The following is a 20,942-nucleotide window of genomic DNA, read 5'->3' on the forward strand; positions in this document are numbered from 1 at the left end:
GCGCCGATGGTAGTTGGGGCATTGCCCCTGTGAGAGTAGGACGTCGCTAGGCACCGGAAAAGATCAACCTTAGGGTTGATTTTTTTTTTGTGAGAAAACCGAAGGTTTTAAAAATCTTTAAAATAGGTACAGAAAGAAATCAAAGTACGGCGGGTTTCGAGGAGCAAAGAGTTCAAGGAAGCAAGTGAGCGACAACCGGAATGTACAACGTACATGAGGATTGGAGGGAGTGCAGCTGACGCAGAAATCTGCCGCTCATCGGAAGCCGGCGACCGAACATGGAAGTTAAGCTTCAGCGCCGATGGTAGTTGGGGCATTGCCCCTGTGAGAGTAGGACGTCGCTAGGCACTGGAAAAGATCAACCTTAGGGTTGATCTTTTTTTGTGAGAAAACCGAAGGTTTTAGAGTAACTAAAGCACCCGCATTTGATAGTACAGGAAATTTCGAAAAAGTAATCCAGGAATTATGCATGCAAATGGGAGAAAATAGGTAACAGCGAACGAGTAAAACCCTTATAGTGGTATGCAAATGGGAGAAAATAGGTAACAGCGAACCAGTATGACCATTATAGTGGTATGCAAATGGAAGAAAATAGGGAACAGCGAACTAGTAAAACCATTATAGTGGTATGTAAATGGAAGAAAATAGGTAACAGCGAACCAGTATGACCATTATAGTGGTATGCAAATGGAAGAAAATAGGGAACAGCGAACCAGTAAAACCATTATAGTGGTATGCAAATGGGAGAAAATAGGTAACAGCGAACCAGTAAAACCATTATAGTGGTATGCAAATGGAAGAAAATAGGGAACGCCGAACCAGAAAACCCCTTATAGTGGCATGCACTTGGAAAAGTATAGGTAACACCGAACCACTAGCAAACTCATTAACAGGTTCCACACCTAGTTGAAAACAGAAATCCCAAATATCCTGAAACCTTTACTACTCATAACCGTAAATTACCTTATCAGACAAATACAAAAGGAGGCTTTCTCATTGCTAGCTGGATTTATCACATGTTTTATTGTTGGTCTCATATGTATATTAATGGGGTTATTAGTATGGAAGAAGAAGCAACTATCTTTAATTGCTGGTTATAATGAAGAAACCTTTAAAGGGGATAAGGAAAAGTTAGCTAAAGCCGTGGGATTTTTTACGATTATAACTGGTTTACTAACCATAATACTTCCGTTTGGTTTAGAGTTCATTAGTGAGATGTTTGGACTTCTTTTTGGAGCAATTATTGTAATTGGAACGGCAGCCTTACTCATATATGTAAATAAATTAAATAAACCAAGCGATATCTAATTAAACAAATCCCCTACTGAATGGTTAGGGGATTTTCTTGTTAACTCTCAGCATCTTTTACTTCGACTCTTATGCGGGAATCATCAGGGATTTGCTTGTGAAGGTGAATAAGTAGGAGTCCTCGTTTGTAGCTTGCTTTGATGCGGTCTTCTTTAACCGTATAAGGGAGTTGTATTTCACGTTCGAATTTCCCTTGGAAGATGCCTTCTTGGATGAGATCAAATCCTTTGAAATTCAAATTGATTTTTCCACGGACCTCCAGTGTTTGATGGTTAACGAATATGTCGACATCCTCAACCTTCACTAGTCCAGGAAGGCTCAAGACAACTAAAAGTTCGTTTTCACCTTGATAGACATTTAGCTGGGAATGGGCATTGTCGAAGAATGGGGTGAATTCATTCCAAAACTCATCACCAAAAAAGTGATCCCATTGCTTTCGCCAATTATTCATATTTTTAAATTGGTCCATTTTCATGGGCTGTTATTCCCTCCTCACTAGTACATAATTCCTCTAAAGTAGTATATGAATTGGAAGTAGGTAGGTGCCTATAAATAAATTATCGAAATGATGTTTTAGGTGATATCATTTAGGGAAAATGTTTAGTACAATGTAATCTTTGGCAAGATAAGTAAAGTGAGGTTTTCGAAGGGGGATTTAAATTTAAATGTTAGGTAATGCATATGTAATGGTCATCATTATACTAGTCATAAATATTGTATATGTGTCATTCTTTACGATTAGGATGATTCTAACACTGAAGGGGCAACGTTATTTAGCGGCGTTAATAAGTACTGTCGAGGTCGTAATTTATGTAGTTGGTCTTGGTTTGGTGCTTGATAACTTAAATCAGATTCAAAACTTAGTTGCATATGCTGTTGGGTACGGAATCGGTGTAATTGTCGGGATGAAGATAGAAGAAAAGCTTGCGCTTGGATATATTACAGTTAATGTAATAACAAAGGAATATGAAATGGAATTACCGAAACGATTGCGCGCTGAGGGATACGGGGTTACGAGTTGGTCAACCGAAGGGAAAGAGGGAGAAAGATTGTCCATGACAATTTTAACCCCGCGCAAATATGAGATGAAATTATATAAAACCATTACAGATTTGGACCCGAAAGCGTTTTTGATTACGTATGAGCCGAAATCTATACACGGTGGATTCTGGGTGAAGGCTGTAAAGAGAGGGAAACTAGAAACATGAACAAGCCAAAGAAACAAAAGTTTGAAGTTAGGGATAATGAAACGATCGACCAATGTTTGGACCGGATGAAGGCTGAAGGTTATTTTCCGGTAAGAAGAATGGAGGAACCAATCTTTCAGGAAACCGAGCGTAATGGAGAGATTGCAGTAGAGCCTTGTGGGAGAAGGATTGTTTTTGAAGGAAAACTACAGTAAAACACGAACATTAAAAATAATAATAGGATAAATTGTTCGATAATAATTGACAATTACTGAATACTGTTGTTAAGATTAGGTTAGATAAAATACCTCATATAATCTTGGGAATATGGCCCATAAGTTTCTACCCGATAACCGTAAATTATTGGACTATGAGGGAAAAGTATTATTTTACCTATTCTTGGACATAGAATGCTCAGGTAGGATTGCTTTCCCTTTTCGGAAATCAGTCTTTGCCTGGGCATTTTTTATATTTAAAGTCAGCTATAGGCACTGTCATTGAACCAAAAGGCAATCGCTTCTGAAGGAGAAAAGGAACCTTCTATCTGCTACTTGTCTTACGCTTATTGGATGATAGGGCCTTGGGCTTTCAATTTAAGGAGGATCTTATGAATCCAGTAGTTGGTGTAATTATGGGAAGTACTTCAGATTGGGAAACGATGAAGGAAGCTTGCAATATTCTTGATGAGATAGGGATTCCTTTTGAAAAAAAGGTGGTTTCTGCTCATCGTACACCAGACCTTATGTTTGAATATGCACAAAATGCAAAAGAGCGAGGCATTAAGGTCATTATTGCAGGGGCAGGCGGTGCGGCCCATTTACCTGGAATGGTAGCAGCAAAAACAACTTTACCAGTTATAGGAGTACCAGTTCAATCGAGAGCATTGAATGGTCTTGATTCATTGCTTTCCATCGTACAAATGCCTGGTGGAGTGCCAGTTGCTACGGTTGCGATTGGCAAAGCAGGTGCTATAAATGCAGGATTATTAGCGGCTTCAATTCTAGGAATTTCGAATCCAGAGTGGGATCAGAAGCTTGTAAATATAAGAGAAGCTAGAAGAATTCAAGTACTAGAAAGTAGTGATGAACTTGAATAATCGAATTTTACCAGGCCAGACGATAGGGATTATTGGCGGTGGTCAGCTAGGTAGAATGATGGCAATTTCAGCTAAGGAAATGGGTTTTTTCGTAGCAGTGCTAGATCCGACACCGAACTCGCCTTGTGGGCAAGTATCAGACATCGAGATTACGGCCCAATATGATGACCTTGAAGCCATAAAGCAGTTAGCAAGTGTGAGTGATGTAATAACGTATGAATTTGAAAATATAGATTATGAAGCCCTTACGTGGCTTGAAGAGAATGCAAATTTGCCGCAGGGCAGTCATTTATTAAAAATAACGCAAGATCGAGGTACGGAAAAGGAAGCAATTCAAAAGCTTGGCCTAGAAGTTGCGCCATTTCGACTAGTTGAAAATAAGCAACAATTGGCTGAGGCAGTGGAGACAATTGGGTTCCCTTCCGTTTTAAAAACATGCCGTGGAGGATACGACGGTAAGGGACAGTTTGTAATGAAACAGAAGGAAGATATCGGAGAAGCAGAAAAACTTCTTGATTCGGGCAAATGCATTTTGGAGGCATGGGTTCCCTTTCAAAAGGAAGTCTCTGTGATTGTCACAAGGAATCCTGCAGGAGAGGTAAAAACCTTTCCAGTTGCGGAAAACGTTCATGTTGAAAATATCCTACACCAATCTATAGTTCCAGCGAGAATACCAGAAAAAACAGGGGCTACGGCAAAAGAAATAGCAATGAAACTTGCTACTGAATTCAAACTAGTAGGAACGCTAGCAGTTGAAATGTTCGTGACAGAGGATGGAAGAATCTATATCAATGAATTGGCACCACGCCCGCATAACTCCGGTCACTATTCGATTGAGGCTTGTGAAACGTCTCAATTTGAGCAGCATGTTCGCTCCGTTTGTAATTGGCCTCTTGGGGAAACAACATTATTACGACCAGTTGTAATGACGAATATATTAGGCGAACATCTTCAGTTATTGCTTGATAAAGTGTCGCTTCTATCTAATGTGAAGGTTCATTTATACGGAAAAAATGAGGCGAAAATAAAGAGAAAGATGGGTCATATCAACGTCTTAGGGAATTCGGTGGAAGAGGCTTTGCTTAAGTCAGAATCCTTGGATATTATGAATGGATCTTACATTGCTCGCGTATGAGGAGGAAAAGTGATGATTGAACGTTACACTCGAGAAGAAATGGGGTCCATTTGGACCGAGGAGAATCGATTTCGTGCATGGCTAGAGGTTGAAATTTTAGCTTGTGAAGCTTGGGCAGCGCTAGGTGAAATCCCAAAAGAAGATGTTGACTTAATCCGAAAAAATGCATCGTTTGATGTGAATCGAATTAATGAAATTGAAGAGGAAACAAGACACGATGTTGTGGCGTTTACACGAGCTGTCTCGGAAACTCTAGGGGATGAAAGGAAATGGGTTCATTACGGCTTAACCTCAACAGATGTCGTTGACACAGCTTTATCATATTTACTTAAACAAGCAAATGATATTTTGCGTAAGGATATTAAAAATTTCATCAGTATCCTAGGTGAAAAAGCAAAAGAACATAAATACACGGTAATGATGGGGCGTACACATGGTGTTCATGCAGAACCTACAACATTTGGCTTAAAGCTAGCCTTGTGGTATGAGGAAATGAAACGCAATTTAGAACGCTTTGAGCTTGCAGCGGAGGGCGTTCAGTTCGGTAAAATTTCGGGTGCGGTTGGCACCTATGCCAACATCGACCCATTTGTTGAAACGTATGTGTGTGAAAAATTAGGTTTATCACCAGCGCCAATTTCAACACAAACATTACAACGTGACCGTCATGCAGCCTATATGTCAGCATTAGCGCTAATTGCTACCTCAATTGAGAAATTTGCCGTTGAAATTCGTGGTTTACAAAAGAGTGAAACTAGGGAAGTTGAAGAGTTTTTTGCGAAGGGACAAAAAGGTTCTTCTGCAATGCCACATAAACGTAATCCAATTGGATCTGAGAATATGACAGGATTGGCTCGTGTGATTCGTGGCTATATGATGACAGCTTATGAAAATGTGCCACTTTGGCATGAGCGTGATATCTCACATTCGTCCGCAGAACGAATTATTCTACCGGATGCAACGATAGCACTAAACTATATGCTAAACCGTTTTGGAAACATCGTTAAGAATTTAACTGTATTTCCGGAGAATATGAAGAGAAATATGGATCGAACACTCGGGTTAATATACTCACAACGTGTTTTATTAGCATTAATAGACTCTGGTTTAACAAGAGAAGAAGCATATGATACGGTGCAGCCTAAAGCAATGGAGGCATGGGAAAAGCAAGTACCTTTCCGAGAACTAATTGAGGCTGAGGAAAAAATTACGAGCCGTCTAGCTCCAGCACAAATTGATGATTGTTTTGATTATAACTACCATATTAAGCATGTAGACATGATTTTTGAACGATTAGGGTTATAAGCAGAAATATAGGAAGTGGAATTTGGTCTGTATTGTTTAGGAGGAGTGCTAAATGGACGTGAAGAAGCTTGGTTTGTTGTATGAAGGAAAGGCTAAAAAAGTCTATAAAACCGCAGAGGAATCTATCGTTTTATTGGAATATAAGGATGCGGCAACAGCATTTAATGGTGAAAAAAAAGCAGAAATTGCTGGTAAGGGTCGCTTGAATAACGATATTACAAGCATGATATTCTCGAAGCTTCATATTGAGGGCATCAAAACACATTTTATCGGTAAAATCTCTGAAACAGAGCAACTCGTAAAACATGTATCGATTATTCCGCTCGAGGTAGTTGTTCGGAACGTAGTTGCAGGGAGCTTTTCAAAACGAGTTGGTATTGAAGAGGGTGCAAACTTAGCAAGGCCAATTGTTGAGTTATATTATAAAAATGATGAACTTGGAGATCCACTTCTGAATGAAGATCATATTGATGTCCTGAAACTTGCAACAATGGATCAGGTACAGGAAATAAAAAAACAAGCTCTTAACATCAATGACGTATTAAAGACTTTCTTTTTAAACATCCAAATTAGGTTAGTAGATTTTAAACTTGAATTTGGTGTAACGAAAGACGGAGAAATTATACTTGCAGATGAGATTTCACCTGATACTTGCCGTTTGTGGGATATTGAAACGAATGAAAAATTTGATAAAGATGTATTCCGTAGAGATCTTGGTAACGTAACCGATGCGTATACGGAAATTTTAAATCGACTAGGAGGAAAAATAGCATGATGTACAAAGTAAAAGTATATGTAACTCTACGCGAGAGTGTATTAGATCCACAAGGAAGTGCTGTAAAGGGATCCCTGCACCAACTGAATTATCAAGAAGTTAAGGATGTTCGTATCGGTAAATATATGGAATTAACTATAGATGAATCAGTAGCTAACTTAGATCAAACGGTGAAGGAGATTTGTGAGAAACTATTAGCGAATACAGTGATTGAAGACTACCGTTATGAAGTTGAGGAGGTTGTCTCGCTGTGAAGTTTGCCGTAATCGTGTTTCCGGGTTCAAACTGTGATGTAGATATGTATCATGCGATAAAGGATGCGCTTGGTGAAGAAGTGGAGTACGTATGGCATAATGAAACGAATCTTGACGAGTTCGATGGTATTTTACTTCCTGGTGGATTTTCCTATGGAGACTACCTAAGAACAGGTGCGCTTGCTCGTTTTTCAAATGTCATGGATGAGGTTATAAAAGCAGCAAAGGCTGGTAAACCAGTACTTGGTGTATGTAATGGATTCCAGATTTTATTAGAGGCCGGTCTATTACCCGGTGCAATGCGTCGTAATGAAAAGCTAAAGTTTATGTGTCGTCCAGTAGAGCTACGTGTTGAAAATAATAAATCTATGTTTACTTCTGAATATCAAGCAGGTGAGGTTATTACAATCCCGATTGCACATGGTGAAGGGAACTACTATTGTGATGAACAAACACTTGCTAGATTACAAGAAAATAATCAGATTGCATTCACATATAACGGAACTAATCCAAATGGTAGTATTGCAGATATTGCGGGTATTACGAACGAAAGAGGAAATGTTCTTGGAATGATGCCACACCCTGAGAGAGCGGTTGAGGAATTATTGGGTAGTGCAGATGGAATTAAATTGTTTCAATCAATTGTGAAAAGTTGGAGGTCAGCACATGTCGTTACTTCTTGAACCAAGTCCGAAGGAAATTAAGCAAGAAAAAGTATATCGTGAAATGGGTCTAAGTGATTCGGAGTTTGAACTAATCGAAAAGATAATCGGGAGACTACCAAACTATACAGAGACAGGATTATTCTCCGTAATGTGGTCTGAGCATTGTAGCTATAAAAACTCAAAACCTGTATTAAAAAAGTTTCCTGTCACTGGTGAGCGTGTTCTTCAAGGGCCAGGTGAAGGAGCAGGTATTGTTGATATTGGCGATAACCAGGCGGTTGTTTTTAAAATTGAAAGTCATAATCACCCTTCTGCAATTGAACCATATCAAGGGGCTGCAACAGGTGTGGGTGGTATCATTCGTGACGTATTTTCGATGGGAGCACGTCCGATTGCTCTATTAAACTCGCTTCGGTTTGGTGAACTCACTTCCCCAAGAGTGAAGTACTTGTTTGAAGAAGTCGTGGCAGGGATCGCTGGATACGGAAACTGTATCGGAATTCCAACAGTTGGTGGGGAAGTTCAGTTTGATGCTTCCTATGAAGGAAATCCACTTGTAAATGCAATGTGTGTTGGACTTATTAACCATGAAGATATTCAAAAGGGCCAGGCAAAAGGTGTTGGCAACACAGTCATGTATATTGGAGCCAAAACAGGACGGGACGGTATTCATGGTGCAACCTTCGCTTCTGAAGAACTTACTGAAGATTCGGATGCAAAGCGTCCTGCAGTACAAGTTGGCGATCCTTTTATGGAGAAATTATTGCTTGAAGCTTGCTTAGAACTCGTAAAATCCGATGCTCTTGTTGGAATCCAGGACATGGGCGCAGCAGGACTAACAAGTTCTTCTGCAGAAATGGCAAGTAAAGCAGGTTCAGGTATTGAAATGAATCTTGACCTAGTTCCACAGCGTGAAGTCGGAATGACTGGATACGAAATGATGCTATCTGAATCTCAAGAGCGGATGCTTATCGTAGTTGAAAAAGGTAGAGAACAAGAAATTCAAGATATCGTGAAAAAGTACGACTTAGCAGCTGTAGCAATCGGGAAAGTAACCGACGATAAACAACTACGTTTGGTACACAAGGGTGAAGTGATCGCGGACGTTCCAGTTGATGCGTTAGCAGAGGATGCTCCTGTGTATCATAAGCCGTCAAGTGAACCAGCAAGTTATCGCGAATTTAAGGAAATGAAGGTTGAAGCTCCAAAGCTTGAAAATGTTGGTCAAACGTTACTAGATTTACTAGCTCAACCAACAATCGCAAGTAAAGAATGGGTATATGACCAATATGATTACATGGTGCGTACAAATACAGTTGTGGCTCCAGGATCAGATGCAGCGGTTGTACGAATTCGTGACACACAGAAGGCTCTTGCGATGACAACGGATTGCAATTCTAGATACCTCTATTTAGATCCAGAAGTTGGCGGACAAATTGCTGTAAGTGAAGCAGCAAGAAATATTGTATGTTCTGGAGGAGCACCACTAGCGATTACAGACAACCTAAACTTTGGAAATCCAGAGAACCCAGAGATTTTTTGGCAGATTGAAAAAGCGGCAGACGGAATCAGTGAGGCATGCCGTGTATTAAACACACCAGTAATTGGTGGGAATGTGTCACTTTATAATGAAACGAATGGAAAAGCGATCTATCCAACACCGGTTATTGGAATGGTTGGGTTAATTGATGATGTATCACATATAACGACTCAGGATTTTAAGGAAGCGGGCGACCTTGTCTATGCGATTGGAGATGCAAAAGAGGAATTCGCGGGCAGTGAATTACAGAAATTACTTCACGGCGAGATTTTTGGACCGGTTCCTGAACTAGATTTAGAGATTGAAAAGAGAAGACAGCAACAAGTGTTAACTGCTATTCGTGCGGGTGTGATTGCTTCTGCACATGATGTAGCAGAAGGTGGTTTTGCAGTTGCATTAGCAGAAAAAGCATTCGGAGCAAGAGGCTTAGGTGTGAAGGTGCAAATTCAGGGTGAAACAGTGACTGAATTATTCAGTGAAACACAATCTCGTTTTATCGTTACTGTGAAAAAGGAAAACAAAGAGAAATTTGAACAGCTCGTTAAAGCAAATCTAGTTGGTGAAGTAACAGGTGATGGAACATTTATCATTGAAAATCAAGTAGGTGAAGAACTTATCAATCTACCAGTTGACGATCTTAGACGTACATGGAAAGGAGCTATCCCATGCTTGCTGAACTCAAAGGCTTAAATGAGGAATGTGGTGTATTCGGTATTTGGGGACATCCTGATGCAGCTAAACTAACGTACTATGGATTACACAGCTTACAGCATCGTGGTCAAGAGGGTGCCGGTATTGTCGTCAGTAATGGTGAAAAGCTCCGCATTGTAAAAGGAGAAGGCCTTGTGAATGAAGTATTTGGCAATGGCCAACTTGAACAACTAGAAGGTAATGCAGCAATTGGGCATGTTCGTTATGCTACAGCTGGAGGCGGGGGCATTCAAAATGTTCAGCCCCTCCTCTTTCATTCTCAAGTAGGTGGGCTAGCGATTGCTCATAACGGGAATCTAGTAAATGCAAATGACCTAAAGCACCAGTTGGAAAACCAAGGTAGTATTTTTCAAACTTCTTCTGATACAGAGGTTCTCGCACATTTAACTAGAAAAAGCGGGTACACAAAAATTAAGGATCGTGTCAAAAACGCATTAACGATGCTAAAAGGTGCTTATGCCTTTTTAATTATGACTGAAAAGAAAATGATTGTTGCCCTCGATCCAAATGGTCTGCGTCCTTTATCATTAGGTAGACTTGGAGACGCATGGATAGTCGCTTCTGAGACATGTGCCTTTGATATTATCGGTGCAAAATTTGAAAGAGATGTTGAGCCAGGGGAATTACTTGTCATCAATGATGAAGGGATTCAATCAGAACGTTTCTCTCTTATGGCAAATCGTGCAATGTGTAGTATGGAATATATTTATTTCTCACGCCCTGATAGTAGTATTAATGGAATCAATGTTCATACAGCACGTAAAAAATTAGGTAAACAGCTTGCTCTTGAAGCGCCAATTGATGCTGATATTGTTACCGGTGTCCCTGATTCAAGTATTTCAGCAGCGATTGGTTACGCAGAAGAGTCTGGAATTCCGTATGAGCTGGGACTAATTAAGAACCGGTATGTAGGAAGAACATTTATACAGCCGTCTCAGTCATTACGTGAACAAGGTGTAAAAATGAAACTTTCACCAGTTCGTGGTGTTGTTGAAGGCAAGCGCGTTGTTATGGTGGATGATTCGATCGTACGTGGAACAACAAGCCGTCGAATTGTAAAAATGCTTCGCGATGCCGGGGCCTTGGAAGTACATGTATGCATTAGCTCACCGCCTATAAAGAATCCATGCTTCTATGGAATAGATACCTCGACACATGAGGAATTAATTGCTTCTTCCCACTCAGTTGAAGAAATGCGAGAACTCATTGGCGCAGATACATTAACATTTTTAAGTCCGGAAGGATTAGTAAAAGCAATTGGAAGGCCTTATGAAGGCGAATCACGTGGACAATGTATGGCGTGTTTTACAGGAAAATACCCAACGGAAATCTTCCCAGATACCGTATTACCGCATGAAAAGGTATTAACATAAATTTGACTTTATAAAAGTAGGAGTGTTCATAACGATGGCAAATGCTTATAAGCAAGCTGGAGTTGACATAGAGGCAGGATATGAGGCTGTTTCAAGAATGAAAAAACATGTTGCGAAAACGATTCGCCCCGAGGTTATGGGGGGACTTGGTAGTTTTGGTGGGATGTTTGACCTTTCCAAGATAAATGTAAAAGAGCCTGTACTGGTTTCAGGGACAGATGGTGTTGGCACGAAGTTGATGCTCGCCTTTATGATGAATAAGCACGATACAATTGGAATCGACGCAGTAGCCATGTGTGTAAATGATATCGTAGTACAAGGTGCTGAGCCTTTATACTTTTTAGATTATATTGCCTGTGGAAAAGCACAGCCTGAGAAAATCGAACAGATTGTAAAAGGGATTGCCGATGGCTGTGAACAAGCGGGATGTGCATTAGTTGGTGGAGAGACCGCTGAAATGCCGGGAATGTATAGTGAAGACGAATATGACCTTGCAGGTTTTTCAGTAGGTGTTGCCGAGAAATCAAAGCTTGTAACGGGTTCTTCTATTAAGCCGGGTGATGTTCTGATTGGACTTTCCTCAAGTGGTATCCACAGTAACGGTTATTCACTGGTACGTAAGGTATTACTTGAAGAAGGTGGCTTAGATCTTCATAAAACGTATGAAAGTATTGGTCGTCCGTTAGGTGAAGAACTTCTTCAGCCAACTAAAATTTATGTGAAGTCTTTGTTAAAGGCAATGAAAAAGTTCGAAATTAAGGGAATGTCCCATATTACTGGTGGGGGCTTTATTGAAAATATTCCGCGTATGCTACCTGACGGTGTAGGTGCAGAAGTTGATTATGGCTCATGGCCGATTCCGCCGATATTTGATTTACTTGAAGAAACAGGAAATCTAGATCGTAAAGAAATGTTTAATATTTTCAATATGGGGATTGGGATGGTCCTCGCCATCAACGAAGCGGACTTACAAGAGGTTACTGGTCTCCTCGAGGAGCAAGGGGAAAAGGCGTATGTGATTGGTCGTATCAAGGAAGGAAGCGGCGTAACCTTTGGTGGAGGCGGACTTGTATGAAAAAAATAGCCGTATTTGCATCAGGTAGTGGCAGTAACTTTCAAGCGATTGTTGACTCGATAAAAGAAGGTAGACTTGCGGCGGAAATCGAATTACTAGTTTGTGATAAGCCAGGTGCAAAAGTAATTGATCGTGCTTCAAAGGAATGGGTAGAAACTTTTGTTTTTTCACCAAAAGACTATCCAGAAAAGTCGATATTTGAAGCCGAAATTGTGGAAATTTTACGCCAAAAAAAGGTAGACTTAATTGTATTGGCTGGATATATGAGATTAATAGGTAATACCCTTCTAAAGGCGTATGCAAACAGAATTGTGAATATTCATCCTTCTCTCTTACCAGCCTTTCCAGGTAAGGATGCAATTGGTCAGGCGTTTCGAGCGGGCGTAGAGAAGACGGGTGTCACTATTCATTATGTTGACGAGGGTATGGACACAGGACCTATCATTGCACAGCGGGAGCTACCGATCGAACCAGGAGACACACTGGAAAGCATCATCGAAAAAGCACACCGAATCGAGCATGAATTCTACCCACAAATCGTACAATCACTTTTAGTAAGTGCTCAAAAAGGACCCGTCGAAAGTTAGCCGAAGTTCTACTTAAAGGTGTTCATTTTTTACCGGACTTTTTGAACATCCTCTTTTAGCATCGAAGAGCAAAAATCTACAATAGGGAGCGATATTATCGTGACAATTAAACGTGCACTAGTCAGTGTTTCAGATAAACAAGGACTTGTTCCATTTGTAAAAGCCTTAATCGAAAACGGGGTTGAAGTTATATCAACAGGCGGTACAAAACGTACTCTTGAGGAAGCGGGCCTTTCTGTAATCGGAATTTCAGAGGTAACTAATTTTCCAGAAATCATGGATGGACGTGTAAAAACATTACACCCAAATATCCATGGTGGGCTCCTTGCAGTTCGAGAAAACGAAGATCATGTTAAACAACTTCAAGATCATGATATTACACCGATTGATTTAGTTGTTGTAAATCTTTATCCTTTCCAACAGACAATTGCAAAACCAGACGTGCAGTTTGTGGACGCTATTGAAAATATTGATATTGGCGGCCCTTCTATGCTTCGTTCTGCTGCAAAGAATCACAAATATGTAACAGTAGTTGTCGATCCACAAGATTACGATACTGTACTTGAAGAAATCTCTGAAAAGGGTGAAGTTGCACAAGAAACAAAGCTTCGTTTAGGAGCAAAGGTATTCCGTCACACTGCAGCATATGATGCGGTTATCGCTGATTATTTAACAAACGCAGCAGGTGAAGAAAGTCCAGAATCCTTAACTGTTACGTATGAGAAAAAACAAGACCTTCGTTACGGAGAAAACCCACATCAAAAAGCAGCATTTTATAAAAAACCACTAGGTACGCACGTTTCTATTGCATCTGCTACACAATTACACGGCAAAGAATTATCTTACAATAATATCAATGATGCTGATGCTGCTCTTCAAATTGTGAAAGAATTCAATGAGCCTGCGGCTGTTGCAGTTAAGCATATGAATCCATGTGGAGTGGGCGTTGGAACAACAATTGAGGAAGCTTATCAAAAGGCATATGAAGCCGATTCAACGTCAATTTTTGGTGGAATCATTGCGGTTAACCGTGAAGTTGATGCACAAACAGCTCATAAAATGCGTGAAATTTTTCTTGAAATTATTATCGCACCATCATTTAGTGAAGAAGCATTTGAAATTCTTTCTTCAAAGAAAAACTTACGCTTACTAACTGTTGATTTTTCTGATGACCAAAAAGTTGAGAAGAAGCTGGTATCTGTTCGTGGGGGATTACTTGTTCAGGATGAAGATGCATTTGGTTTCGATGATGCAACGATCTCTATACCAACTAAGCGTGAACCAACAGAACAAGAATGGGCTGATTTAAAATTAGGATGGAAAGTTGTTAAGCATGTTAAATCAAATGCAATTGTACTAGCCAAAGAAAATATGACAATTGGTATTGGTGCAGGTCAAATGAATCGTGTCGGTTCAGCAAGTATTGCAATTAACCAAGCTGGTGAAAAAGCAAAAGGTTCTGCGCTTGCTTCAGATGCCTTCTTCCCAATGGGTGACACGGTTGAGGCTGCAGCTAAGGCAGGTATTACGGCTATCATCCAGCCTGGCGGCTCAATTCGTGATGAGGAATCAATTCAAAAGGCTGACGAATACGGAATCGCAATGGTCTTTACCGGAGTACGTCATTTTAAACATTAAATAGAAAAGCGAAAGCGCCTATTGAACGTCTACTTACTACTGCCACGTCCTGTGGCAAACGTAGACGTCAGCACATCCTCGAAAATGCTTTGCATTTTCTTCGTGCGATGATAATGCTGTCTAAGCGTTCCTTGTCCTGTGCAAGTCCGATAAGCAAGACGAGCAGCTAGAAGGTTGTTCTTTGACCTTCAAGCTGGGTTGGCTTGTGACCTTGAGGGGCTAGGCGCTGGAGCTAGACATCGAAAACATGTAAATCCATCAAATTTGTTCGATGAGGTGAAAAAATGAAAGTACTAATCGTTGGCCGCGGTGGCCGTGAACATACGCTCGCTTGGAAGATTGCCCAAAGCCATAAAGTAGATACAGTCTATGTGGCTCCAGGAAATCCAGGTATGAGGGATGTCGCAACTTTAATAAACATTGATGAAAATGATTTCGATGGTTTAATTGAATTTGCAAAAAAGGAACAAATTGATCTTACTATTGTTGGACCAGAAGTACCATTAATCAATGGTATTGTCGATAAATTTCAAGCTGAAGGCCTCGCGATATTTGGCCCTACAAAGGAAGCAGCTCTACTTGAAGGTAGTAAATCCTTTGCAAAAGAAATCATGAAAAAGTACAATATTCCAACGGCAGCATATGAAACATTCACTTCATATGAAGAAGCAAAACAATACATCCTAGAAAAAGGTGCACCAATTGTCATAAAAGCAGATGGCCTTGCTGCAGGAAAAGGTGTGACAGTAGCACTTACCTTGGATGATGCATTAACAAGTGTGTATGAAATGCTTGAGGCCAATAAATTTGGTGAAGCGAGTGCGCAGGTTGTTATTGAGGAATTTCTTGCTGGAGAAGAATTTTCATTAATGGCCTTTGTTGATGGGAAAACGGCGTACCCAATGGTGATTTCACAAGACCACAAGCGTGCTTATGATCATGATGAAGGACCAAATACTGGAGGGATGGGTGCTTATTCCCCAGTACCTCAGATTTCAGACGACGTCGTACAAACAGCAATTGAAACAATTATTAACCCAACCGTTAAAGGAATGGAAGCTGAGGATAGAACATTCACTGGTATCCTTTATGCAGGTTTAATTTTAACAGCAAATGGACCAAAAGTGATTGAATACAATGCTCGCTTTGGAGATCCTGAGACCCAGGTTGTCCTCCCTCGGTTAAAATCAGACCTGATTGATGTAATCGAAGGTTTGCTTGGCCAAAAGGAGATTACCCTAGAATGGTCTAACCAAGCAACGCTCGGAGTAGTGATGGCTTCAACAGGCTATCCGGATAGCTATGAAAAAGGTGCGGTCATTGAAGGCCTAAATAATATCGATGAAACGATTACTGTGTTTCATGCGGGAACAGATATGGTGAATGACCAGTTTGTTACAAATGGTGGAAGGGTATTGACCGTTGTGGCAAGTGGTGACGACTTAGAAGTAGCTCAAAAACAAGTCTACCAAGAGATAGTAAAAGTGAAGTGTGATAATCTATTTTATCGTAGAGACATCGGCAATAAAGCAATAAAAGCTCAACTCGTGTAGGCTAAATCAAAGCGTGAATTCATACCCGAATTCACGCTTTGATTTTTGAAATAATCCTAGTTGCTTAAATTTCGGAAAGCCCCGCCAAGAAAGTACCTTTTCTTGTCCAAAGATACCTAAGAATAGGAAAAAGGTAAGAGGATAATCCTCTTACCTCAACTTTCTATGATGGATTAACAGGAGGTAACTCCTTTGGTGGTGTAGATTCTTCTTGTTTTTTTTCTACATATTCATAAAAGAGAGCTGTTAGTGGACAGAAGCGGGTAATCCCTTCAGCCACCTTCATCGCTCCAAGCATAGCCACGATTATAAAGCTTTCTCGCCAAGGACGTTTTACCATTTTTGCTGTCGCCCATGATAGCATGGTAAATCCACAAGTAATGCGAATCAATGCATTTATCATTCCAATATTCGGTTTCATATTGTAATCCCCCAATTACATTTAATTACTAAAGAGTAAAAAATCTGTCAAAATTTCTTGCGAATTTTCTTCAAGTCTTTAATGCAGTAAACCATTTAATATGGTACTATAATGTAAAGCGCTTCCATATGCAACGAAGGCAGAGATTGGAGAGATGGTTAAATGGTTGGGCAACGATACCGATGGAAAAATAAGCAACTACGAGAACATGTTGCTGTTATAGATGGAAAAAAATCACCAACGATTTTATTGAAAAATGTCACTTATTTAAATCAAATGTTGAAAAAATGGATTAACGCACATATATGGATCTATCAAGACCGCATTGTATATGTTGGTCAGCAACTTCCATCAAAACTCACTGATTGTGAAGTCGTAGAGTGTGATGGAAAGTTTGTCGTGCCAGGTTACATTGAACCTCATGCACATTCTTTTCATTTATATAATCCCCACTCGTTTGCTCAGTATGCATCCCAAACAGGTACGACAACGATTATAAATGATAATTTAGTACTTGCTTTGCAAACGACAAAAAAGAAAGCGTTTTCTTTTATTGGAGAAATGAAGAACCTTCCTGTAACGATGTACTGGTGGTGTCGTTTTGATCCCCAAACGGAAATCCACCATGAGGAACAAGCCTTTTCAAATGGTAATGTGCTTAGCTGGCTTGAGCATGATACTGTTTTACAAGGAGGGGAATTAACAGGGTGGCCTAAGCTTCTTGATGGTGATGATTTAATGCTACACTGGATACAAGAAGTAAAGCGAGTTGGAAAAAAGGTCGAAGGACATTTTCCAGGTGCTTCAGAAAGAACATTAGCAAAATTAATGTTATTAGGTGCCGATAGCGATCATGAGTCAATGACAGGAACTGACGTATTAAATCGCTTGCTTCAAGGCTATACAACGGCATTGCGTTATTCGTCAATTCGTCCCGATTTACCACTCATTCTGGACGAAATTCATGACATGGGGATTGATCAGTACGATAAATTCATATTTACGACAGATGGTTCTCCACCAGCTTTTTACGAGCAAGGGATCATTGATCGAATGATTAAAATTGCAATTGATAAGGGTGTACCAATCATTGATGCCTATAACATGGCAACGATTAATGTTGCAAGACATTATAACATGGAGAACCTTCATGGTATGATTGCAACTGGAAGAATTGCAAACCTGAATATTTTATCAGCAAAGGACAACCCAACTCCGGAATCAGTTCTTGCCAAAGGAATATGGGTGAAGCGTGATAAGATGGATAAACAAGCATTTCCTGACTTCCCATGGGAAGGTGAAGGCTTTGACAAACCTTCAATAAACTGGGATTTAACGCTTGATGATTTGCAGTTCTCAATGCCCTTTGGGATGAAAATGGAAAATGCAGTTATCATGAAACCATACTCAGTTACGATTGACGCTTCTTATGATGAATTATCAATGAATCATGATGAGAGTTACCTAATGTTAATAGACCGTGATGGAAAATGGCGTGTAAACACGATAATTAAAGGTTTTGCGAATCGTATTTCAGGATTTGCCAGTTCTTTTTCAAATACGGGTGATTTTGTACTAATTGGAAAAAATAAAAATGATATGCTTCTTGCCTTCCATCGGATGAAAGAGCTTGGTGGAGGAATTGTTTTGACAGAAAACGGGTCCCTTCTTCATGAGATTCCGTTAGATATAGGTGGAGTAACATCAGCGAAATCCGTTGTAGAATTAAGCATGCTTGAAAAGGAGTTTGTTCGTTTAGTTCGAGAACGTGGGTACAATCATAGTGATCCAATCTATACCTTAACCTTTTTATCATCTACACATTTGCCATATATCCGGATTACGCCACAAGGGATTTATGATGTTATGAACAAAATTGTACTCTTTCCGTCAATAATGCGTTAAAATATAAAAGGATTTAACTTTATTCAGTCAGGGTATACTCTGGCGCAGATACACCAAAGTTCATTTGATTTATTTATAACAAAGGTTGTGTGCCTCAATGAAAAAAGTAAAAGTTTTATATAGTATAGGAATTTCACTAATGCTTCTCACAGCAGCATGTAGTAATAAAGAAACAGTAAAACAGCAAGATGATCATGAGCCAAAACAAGTTGATCCAATTGAAAAGGAAGAACCAAAGTTTGAACACGCGTATCCATTAACAGGTATCGAAACGAATGAAGAAGTAAGTAGTCGCCCATTTGCGGTTATGGTCAATAATCATCCGCAAGCACGTCCGCAATCTGGTCTACACATGGCAGATGTTGTATACGAGGTGTTAGCAGAAGGTGATGTGACAAGGTTCCTTGCGGTGTTCCAAAGTGAGAAGCCTGAGATTATTGGGCCGGTCCGAAGTGCAAGGGATTATTATATAGAGCTGAGTAAAGGCTTTGATGCATTATATGTAGCACATGGCTGGAGCCCAGAGGCTCAGGAAATTTTAAACAGCGGGAAGATAGATAACATAAATGGAATGGTTTATGATGGCACTCTTTTTTGGAGGGCTGACCATAATGTAGCTCCACATAATTCGTATATTTCGTTTGAAAATATCGTTGAAGGGGCAGAAAAACAAGGATACTCAATGGAAGACGAAGTAACTAGCTTCTCTTTTTTAGCTGAAGACGAAATCAATAATATTGAAGGAGCTACAGCTGAACATGTTCGCGTATCCTATTCATCAAGGGATACTTTTGCAGCAGTGTATGATTACAATGCCGAACTAGGTAAATACGAGCGTTATAGCGGAGGAAATCAAACAGTCGATCGTGAATCAAATTCACCGGTTCTACTCGATAATGTCTTAATTGTCGAAATGAGTCACCGCTTTATTGACGACTACGGCCGACGCGCGATTGATGTAACCTCTGGGGGTAAAGGGTATCTACTCCAAAAAGGTAAATCTCAGGAGGTTGAATGGCAAAATGTCGAAGGACGTATCGTTCCATTTGCGAATGGTAGTGAAATTGGCTTAGTGCCAGGGAAAACATGGATAAACATCATCCCAACTTCACCGGGAATAGACGGCTCTGTTTCGTTTGGGAACTAGAATACATTGAAAAAGGGAGAAACTCTATGCAAATTGATAAACTACGAGGGAAAGAACTAGACCAATTATTTAATGCAATATTGTCACTAGATAATCTTGAGGAATGCTATCGATTCTTTGATGACTTATGTACAGTCAATGAGATTCAGTCATTAGCACAACGATTAGAAGTGGCAAGAATGCTTCAAGAAGGCAATACCTATCATAAAATTGAAACAGAAACAGGAGCTAGTACAGCTACTATTTCTCGTGTAAAGCGTTGCTTAAACTATGGAAACGATGCATACCAAATGGCGCTAGATCGTGTGAAAGAAATGGAAGAAAAATAATTGTACCCTTAATTCAATGGGGACTATAGAAAAAGTCGAAACTTTGGTTTCGGCTTTTTTATATGGGATGATAGTTAAATAATAGTATACTCACAGTAAACCAAAAGTGTTTTATAAGAAATAGAGCTATTCAGTTCGTCCATGCTATTAACATAAAATAGAAAAAAGTACGAAATCTAGGTGGGTATTAATAGATGCATCTAGTTTTGATATAATGGAGAAATGGAAAGATGAATGGAGGATCTTCATGTACGATTTTAGAGAATGGAGACATGTATTTAAGCTAGACCCAAATAAAGAGATAAGTGATGAACAATTAGATGTAGTATGTGAATCAGGTACGGATGCAATTATCGTTGGGGGAAGCGATGGGGTGACATTGGATAATGTGCTTAACCTAATGTCTAGAATTCGCCGTCATACTGTACCGGTAGTATTAGAAATTTCTACAATTGAGTCAGTTACACCTGGCTTTGATTTATATTTTATCCCAACCGTATTAAATAGTACTGATACGAGATGGATGATGGGGCTACACCATGAAGCGGTTAAAGAATATGGAGATGTCATGGATTGGGAAGAAATGATTATGCAAGGCTATTGTATTCTTAATGAAGATTGCAAAGCCGCAAAGCTAACTGGTGCAAATGCAGCTTTGACCAAGGATGATGTTGTAGCGTATGCGATGATGGCAGAAAAAATGTTTTCATTACCTATATTTTATCTGGAATATAGTGGGGCATTTGGAGATGAAGAAATCGTATCGGCTGTTAAAAATACCCTACATGAGACAAAATTGTTCTATGGTGGTGGAATCAAAAACGCGGAGCAAGCAAAAAAAATGAGCCAGTACGCGGATACAGTTATTGTTGGGAATATTATTTATGAAGATTTGGAAGCTGCATTAAAAACAGTACAAGCAGTTAAGGGATAGTAAT

Annotated in this window: 22 protein-coding genes and 1 riboswitch; of the genes, 20 read left to right on the forward strand and 2 right to left on the reverse strand. The window is 39.8% G+C overall.

The features are described from left to right. Window positions 1-213 precede the first annotated feature (213 nt). Entirely contained in the window at window positions 214-345 is a 132-nt protein-coding gene (locus CZ490_RS23030) for a hypothetical protein (protein WP_268762183.1), read from the forward strand. A 651-nt stretch (window positions 346-996) separates the two neighbouring features. Next, complete coding sequence (locus CZ490_RS19510; protein WP_077620409.1) at window positions 997-1,308, forward strand: DUF3784 domain-containing protein; 312 nt, start codon at window positions 997-999, stop codon at window positions 1,306-1,308. A gap of 40 nt (window positions 1,309-1,348) precedes the next feature. Here the strand turns inward: CZ490_RS19510 and CZ490_RS19515 are convergent, their stop codons facing one another. Then, window positions 1,349-1,783: an Hsp20/alpha crystallin family protein gene (locus CZ490_RS19515; protein WP_077620410.1), complete on the reverse strand. Its 435-nt coding sequence runs from the start codon at window positions 1,781-1,783 to the stop codon at window positions 1,349-1,351. A 190-nt stretch (window positions 1,784-1,973) separates the two neighbouring features. Here CZ490_RS19515 and CZ490_RS19520 point away from each other — a divergent pair, with 190 nt between their 5' ends. From CZ490_RS19520 to purD, 14 genes are all read left to right on the forward strand, one after another. Continuing rightward, window positions 1,974-2,516 (forward strand): DUF2179 domain-containing protein, encoded by a 543-nt coding sequence (locus CZ490_RS19520; protein WP_077620411.1) that lies wholly within the window; start codon window positions 1,974-1,976, stop codon window positions 2,514-2,516. Beyond that, window positions 2,513-2,710, forward strand: a complete 198-nt coding sequence (locus tag CZ490_RS19525; protein ID WP_077620412.1) for an NETI motif-containing protein — start codon at window positions 2,513-2,515, stop codon at window positions 2,708-2,710. The genes CZ490_RS19520 and CZ490_RS19525 overlap by 4 nt, the downstream gene beginning before the upstream one ends. 74 nt (window positions 2,711-2,784) lie before the next feature. Beyond that, a riboswitch (purine riboswitch) is annotated at window positions 2,785-2,886 on the forward strand. Window positions 2,887-3,102: 216 nt separating this feature from the next. Further along, on the forward strand, window positions 3,103-3,591 hold the full coding sequence (gene purE / locus CZ490_RS19530) for a 5-(carboxyamino)imidazole ribonucleotide mutase (RefSeq protein WP_077620413.1): 489 nt from the start codon (window positions 3,103-3,105) through the stop codon (window positions 3,589-3,591). Continuing rightward, window positions 3,578-4,726 (forward strand): 5-(carboxyamino)imidazole ribonucleotide synthase, encoded by a 1,149-nt coding sequence (gene purK, locus CZ490_RS19535; protein ID WP_077620414.1) that lies wholly within the window; start codon window positions 3,578-3,580, stop codon window positions 4,724-4,726. The genes purE and purK overlap by 14 nt, the downstream gene beginning before the upstream one ends. A 12-nt stretch (window positions 4,727-4,738) precedes the next feature. Continuing rightward, window positions 4,739-6,031: an adenylosuccinate lyase gene (gene purB / locus CZ490_RS19540; RefSeq protein ID WP_077620415.1), complete on the forward strand. Its 1,293-nt coding sequence runs from the start codon at window positions 4,739-4,741 to the stop codon at window positions 6,029-6,031. Between the two features lie 58 nt (window positions 6,032-6,089). Beyond that, window positions 6,090-6,806, forward strand: coding sequence for a phosphoribosylaminoimidazolesuccinocarboxamide synthase (gene purC / locus CZ490_RS19545; protein ID WP_077621117.1), 717 nt, complete (start codon window positions 6,090-6,092; stop codon window positions 6,804-6,806). Next, window positions 6,806-7,060 (forward strand): phosphoribosylformylglycinamidine synthase subunit PurS, encoded by a 255-nt coding sequence (gene purS, locus CZ490_RS19550; RefSeq protein ID WP_077621118.1) that lies wholly within the window; start codon window positions 6,806-6,808, stop codon window positions 7,058-7,060. Before purC ends, purS begins: the two co-directional genes overlap by 1 nt. Next, window positions 7,057-7,743, forward strand: coding sequence for a phosphoribosylformylglycinamidine synthase subunit PurQ (gene purQ, locus CZ490_RS19555; protein ID WP_077620416.1), 687 nt, complete (start codon window positions 7,057-7,059; stop codon window positions 7,741-7,743). Before purS ends, purQ begins: the two co-directional genes overlap by 4 nt. Further along, complete coding sequence (gene purL, locus CZ490_RS19560; RefSeq protein WP_077620417.1) at window positions 7,727-9,955, forward strand: phosphoribosylformylglycinamidine synthase subunit PurL; 2,229 nt, start codon at window positions 7,727-7,729, stop codon at window positions 9,953-9,955. The genes purQ and purL overlap by 17 nt, the downstream gene beginning before the upstream one ends. After that, entirely contained in the window at window positions 9,931-11,349 is a 1,419-nt protein-coding gene (gene purF, locus CZ490_RS19565; protein WP_077620418.1) for an amidophosphoribosyltransferase, read from the forward strand. Before purL ends, purF begins: the two co-directional genes overlap by 25 nt. 34 nt (window positions 11,350-11,383) lie before the next feature. Beyond that, window positions 11,384-12,424, forward strand: a complete 1,041-nt coding sequence (gene purM / locus CZ490_RS19570) for a phosphoribosylformylglycinamidine cyclo-ligase (RefSeq protein ID WP_077620419.1) — start codon at window positions 11,384-11,386, stop codon at window positions 12,422-12,424. After that, on the forward strand, window positions 12,421-13,011 hold the full coding sequence (gene purN, locus CZ490_RS19575) for a phosphoribosylglycinamide formyltransferase (protein ID WP_077620420.1): 591 nt from the start codon (window positions 12,421-12,423) through the stop codon (window positions 13,009-13,011). The genes purM and purN overlap by 4 nt, the downstream gene beginning before the upstream one ends. Before the next feature lie 99 nt (window positions 13,012-13,110). Next, window positions 13,111-14,649 carry a bifunctional phosphoribosylaminoimidazolecarboxamide formyltransferase/IMP cyclohydrolase gene (gene purH, locus CZ490_RS19580; protein WP_077620421.1) on the forward strand — a complete coding sequence of 513 codons (1,539 nt, stop codon included), beginning with the start codon at window positions 13,111-13,113 and terminating at the stop codon, window positions 14,647-14,649. Window positions 14,650-14,933: 284 nt separating this feature from the next. After that, window positions 14,934-16,202: a phosphoribosylamine--glycine ligase gene (gene purD, locus CZ490_RS19585; protein WP_077620422.1), complete on the forward strand. Its 1,269-nt coding sequence runs from the start codon at window positions 14,934-14,936 to the stop codon at window positions 16,200-16,202. A 163-nt stretch (window positions 16,203-16,365) separates the two neighbouring features. On the opposite strand, the gene CZ490_RS19590 is transcribed toward purD, so the two are convergent. Further along, complete coding sequence (locus tag CZ490_RS19590) at window positions 16,366-16,623, reverse strand: YgaP family membrane protein (RefSeq protein ID WP_077620423.1); 258 nt, start codon at window positions 16,621-16,623, stop codon at window positions 16,366-16,368. Between the two features lie 162 nt (window positions 16,624-16,785). On the opposite strand from CZ490_RS19590, the gene CZ490_RS19595 reads away from it, so the two are divergent. The 4 genes from CZ490_RS19595 to pcrB all read left to right on the forward strand — a co-directional run bounded on the left by CZ490_RS19595 (window position 16,786) and on the right by pcrB (window position 20,938). Beyond that, on the forward strand, window positions 16,786-18,528 hold the full coding sequence (locus tag CZ490_RS19595) for an adenine deaminase C-terminal domain-containing protein (protein ID WP_077620424.1): 1,743 nt from the start codon (window positions 16,786-16,788) through the stop codon (window positions 18,526-18,528). A 97-nt stretch (window positions 18,529-18,625) separates the two neighbouring features. Further along, window positions 18,626-19,675 carry a DUF3048 domain-containing protein gene (locus tag CZ490_RS19600; protein WP_077620425.1) on the forward strand — a complete coding sequence of 350 codons (1,050 nt, stop codon included), beginning with the start codon at window positions 18,626-18,628 and terminating at the stop codon, window positions 19,673-19,675. A 26-nt stretch (window positions 19,676-19,701) separates the two neighbouring features. Further along, window positions 19,702-20,004 carry a YerC/YecD family TrpR-related protein gene (locus CZ490_RS19605; RefSeq protein WP_077620426.1) on the forward strand — a complete coding sequence of 101 codons (303 nt, stop codon included), beginning with the start codon at window positions 19,702-19,704 and terminating at the stop codon, window positions 20,002-20,004. A gap of 247 nt (window positions 20,005-20,251) precedes the next feature. Beyond that, on the forward strand, window positions 20,252-20,938 hold the full coding sequence (gene pcrB / locus CZ490_RS19610) for a heptaprenylglyceryl phosphate synthase (RefSeq protein WP_077620427.1): 687 nt from the start codon (window positions 20,252-20,254) through the stop codon (window positions 20,936-20,938). Window positions 20,939-20,942: the final 4 nt, after the last annotated feature.

Source organism: Litchfieldia sinesaloumensis (assembly GCF_900156865.1).
GTDB classification, from domain to species: Bacteria; Bacillota; Bacilli; order Bacillales; family Bacillaceae_L; genus Ferdinandcohnia; species Ferdinandcohnia sinesaloumensis.

What these genes read in the sequence shown, in the direction of transcription:
- CZ490_RS23030 (WP_268762183.1), top strand. Translation starts at nt 214, where the DNA reads ATGAGGATTGGAGGGAGTGCAGCTGACGCAGAAATCTGCCGCTCATCG.
- CZ490_RS19515 (WP_077620410.1), bottom strand. Translation starts at nt 1,783, where the DNA reads ATGAAAATGGACCAATTTAAAAATATGAATAATTGGCGAAAGCAATGG.
- CZ490_RS19520 (WP_077620411.1), top strand. Translation starts at nt 1,974, where the DNA reads ATGTTAGGTAATGCATATGTAATGGTCATCATTATACTAGTCATAAAT.
- CZ490_RS19525 (WP_077620412.1), top strand. Translation starts at nt 2,513, where the DNA reads ATGAACAAGCCAAAGAAACAAAAGTTTGAAGTTAGGGATAATGAAACG.
- purE (WP_077620413.1), top strand. Translation starts at nt 3,103, where the DNA reads ATGAATCCAGTAGTTGGTGTAATTATGGGAAGTACTTCAGATTGGGAA.
- purK (WP_077620414.1), top strand. Translation starts at nt 3,578, where the DNA reads ATGAACTTGAATAATCGAATTTTACCAGGCCAGACGATAGGGATTATT.
- purB (WP_077620415.1), top strand. Translation starts at nt 4,739, where the DNA reads ATGATTGAACGTTACACTCGAGAAGAAATGGGGTCCATTTGGACCGAG.
- purS (WP_077621118.1), top strand. Translation starts at nt 6,806, where the DNA reads ATGTACAAAGTAAAAGTATATGTAACTCTACGCGAGAGTGTATTAGAT.
- purL (WP_077620417.1), top strand. Translation starts at nt 7,727, where the DNA reads ATGTCGTTACTTCTTGAACCAAGTCCGAAGGAAATTAAGCAAGAAAAA.
- purF (WP_077620418.1), top strand. Translation starts at nt 9,931, where the DNA reads ATGCTTGCTGAACTCAAAGGCTTAAATGAGGAATGTGGTGTATTCGGT.
- purM (WP_077620419.1), top strand. Translation starts at nt 11,384, where the DNA reads ATGGCAAATGCTTATAAGCAAGCTGGAGTTGACATAGAGGCAGGATAT.
- purN (WP_077620420.1), top strand. Translation starts at nt 12,421, where the DNA reads ATGAAAAAAATAGCCGTATTTGCATCAGGTAGTGGCAGTAACTTTCAA.
- purD (WP_077620422.1), top strand. Translation starts at nt 14,934, where the DNA reads ATGAAAGTACTAATCGTTGGCCGCGGTGGCCGTGAACATACGCTCGCT.
- CZ490_RS19590 (WP_077620423.1), bottom strand. Translation starts at nt 16,623, where the DNA reads ATGAAACCGAATATTGGAATGATAAATGCATTGATTCGCATTACTTGT.
- CZ490_RS19595 (WP_077620424.1), top strand. Translation starts at nt 16,786, where the DNA reads ATGGTTGGGCAACGATACCGATGGAAAAATAAGCAACTACGAGAACAT.
- CZ490_RS19600 (WP_077620425.1), top strand. Translation starts at nt 18,626, where the DNA reads ATGAAAAAAGTAAAAGTTTTATATAGTATAGGAATTTCACTAATGCTT.
- CZ490_RS19605 (WP_077620426.1), top strand. Translation starts at nt 19,702, where the DNA reads ATGCAAATTGATAAACTACGAGGGAAAGAACTAGACCAATTATTTAAT.
- pcrB (WP_077620427.1), top strand. Translation starts at nt 20,252, where the DNA reads ATGTACGATTTTAGAGAATGGAGACATGTATTTAAGCTAGACCCAAAT.